The organism is Pseudoalteromonas sp. G5_S1_14_S5 (assembly GCF_054968605.1).
The window spans coordinates 1-2,951 of the sequence record NZ_JBQKUM010000154.1; the positions used below are offsets into that span (position 1 = coordinate 1).

The 2,951-nt window shown below is 39.5% G+C and carries 1 protein-coding gene; it reads right to left on the minus strand.

What is annotated here, in order from left to right:
- Positions 1 to 13: 13 nt before the first annotated feature.
- On the minus strand, positions 14 to 2,951 hold a 2,938-nt coding region (locus tag ACTRWI_RS22170), incomplete at its 5' end, for a hypothetical protein (RefSeq protein WP_499133860.1).

Below are 2,951 nucleotides of genomic sequence, written 5' to 3' on the forward strand. Positions count from 1 at the left end.
CGTTTAAAAAATATCATTTGATTGATACCCAATCCATACTGGCTAACGGAATGGTGATTACGCCATAATTTGCGGTATATAGCATCAAATCTCCTTGAGCATTAAACGTAACACTTGAAATTGCTGTATAGGGCAATAACTTTTCATTTCGCAAGTTATACCAGCTTTTACCACTATCAAAGCTGATATAAATCGGGTGCTCGGTAGTATTGGGCTTGTAATAGAACTCATCTTCACCTACAAAGTTAAACCACTGACCAAACATAATTTTATCATTAATTTGTACAGCAACAGCAATATTAGGTTGTACCGGATTAAACAATATTTCACTTAACCAAGGTTTACCCTGCCTACTTGCCTCAATTGGTAAGAATTGATTCAATAGCTTCCAAGTAAGTTGATCGATTGGTGATGAAACCTTAGAGTCATAATCAAAACGATACAGACCGCTTCGTCCTGCAACCAATAAAGCGAAACTTTGATCATTAAGTTGTTTTCCTACCTCAGGAATAAAACTAACACCTTTTTTAACATCCCCATAATAGAGAATCGAACGGATAGCGTAGGTTTTGCCATGAGCCGTTTCATACAGCTCGGTATTAGGTAATAAAGTCCAAGTTACACCCGCATCATAAGAAACTGACAAGTTGATATCTTTTGCTGTTTGTTTCTCATGATATGCCACGATTTTTTGTGGATCGCTAGGATGGACATCCATCACTATGTACCAATTTTCTCTTACGCTGCAGTCATCATTTATACACAGATGACTGAATGTTTGACCATTATCTCTAGAAACAAGGTTACCAATGTAGATATGGTTTTGTCGCCAATAACTACGCCCCGCCGCATTATAATTGACGTTGTTGCTGCTATTTAGCGTATAAGACGTAGAAAGATTATCTCCATTTTGCATGATAGGTGTTATCGACACCGTATCTGCCGCTTTGTCATAGTCTAAACGGACAAGGTAAGCAACTTCAGTGTATAGGATGTAAGCTGTAAATCCCGTGCTAGTACTTCTTAATACTGCCGCTTGTCCACGCGCTTGTGAGGCATGGCTATCAACAATAGGGGCAGCTTTTACTTTTAAGTCTTTTATTGTTTGACGGGTAAGATCATTAATAACGCGATAACTTTGTCCACCATCAACACTGTATTTAAAACCATACTCACCAAAAGCAATCAGTTGGTACTCACCATCAATACTGGCTTCCATCACCCATTTATTTTCAGAACTGATTTGATCGGTTGAAAATGTCGCCCCACTGTCTCTTGTAACTAAAATCGGCTTCTCTTTACTGATCGGTATTATTCGAAAACTGGTAGCATCAATAAAACCAATCGAGACACCTTGGCAACCTGTCGTTGTGTTTAACAAGTATTGGTAGTCACCATTTTGAATAGCTGCGTACTGAGGGTCTTCATAAATAGCGGAGGACATTGTCATGCTCGTCACATAATCTTCCCCATTAAGCTCAACTGTGGTGCGATCAGTATGCTGCCAAGTTAATCCATCATCCGTAGTGACAACAAGCGAGGTGCGTGTTTCCCCCCCTCTAAGCATCACCCACATATCAGGATTATATGGATTATTGGCAATGCTACAGACTTCTTGATTTTGAGCAGTAACACCAGGTGTAGTACTGTAATTGTCACAATAAGAATTTGACGTTTGTAGATCGCAAATTATATCGCCATACTCACTAATACGCGTAACATGACGACCGCCATTACCTTCCTCATTAACGTCTTTTTTGTCAAAAAACAGTCCATACCCTTCTTTGCTACCGTTTTTAAAACTAATGTCTGCATATTTTCGCTCGACATTACTCGCGTTAAAATAATTATTGAGCAGCTTTACTTCAGTGATCTCACCACCTGCAATAGTAAGACGATAGCCTTCACCATCAGGGGTATCAGTACTCACGGTACCTGAAGCAGAGTAATAAGCACTCGGTTTTGCTATAACAAAGAGATATTGCTCACCACTGATGCTGTCATGACTAAGTGTAAGAGTTCGAATAAATGTGTTGCTATCAAAGCTTGTGGTAAGTGTCGATGCGTAATAATTAGTTACAGGCTGAAAACTGACGCCAGCATCTTTTGATATATACAATCCATTGCGATGAGTTGCTAAAAACACCCAATCTTTAAGCTCTTGAGTGTGACCCCACAAGATACTGTTATTACCTAGAGGCTCCTGAGAAAGTCCAGCATAAGGATGTGCAAGAACCCACGTATCACCTTTATCATGTGAGGTATACGCACCGAATGGGTGGCGAGGGCTTAATGTGTTTTCATCCACAATCAAATCACGATTTGAGAAAATAGCTGTCATATGATTTTCATCAAAATTAGAAAAAGCAGCGGCAGCGCTTGAAAAACCAGCGGGGGTAGAAACAGGCGTAAAATTTGGCGAGCTATCTTTTTTTAGCAACAGAGCACCACGCATGTTACTACCCATAGCATACATATTAGGATTGACTGTCGATGTTACTAAGTAATTGTTTCGTTGAACCCGTGTAACGCCAAAATTATCACCATTGGCTTTTGCAAGTTGTGTGGGGAAACCATCAAAGCTTGCTTGGTCTCTATCTATATGAAAAGTAGGTATTGACCCCGTATCTCCAACATTACCTACTACCGTTGTCGCACTAATATACGCACTAATTTGTTGTTTACTCACAAGCCTATGTCGTTGTATGAGATCTTGAATATGCATAACGCCTAATGCAGCAATGCTGGCTTGATTACTTACGCCTTGTTCCAGCAATAACGTCTCAGTAACCGGGTAACGATGGGAAAATAATTGGATAAGTTTTAATATTTTTTTCTCATCCAACAGGGAATTACTTTGTATAACTTCATTTAAATAATCGACTTCTTCCTGTTCAATTTTATCTAAACCAACATCTTGATATGTGGAGAGTTCAGGATCAGCAGCACCG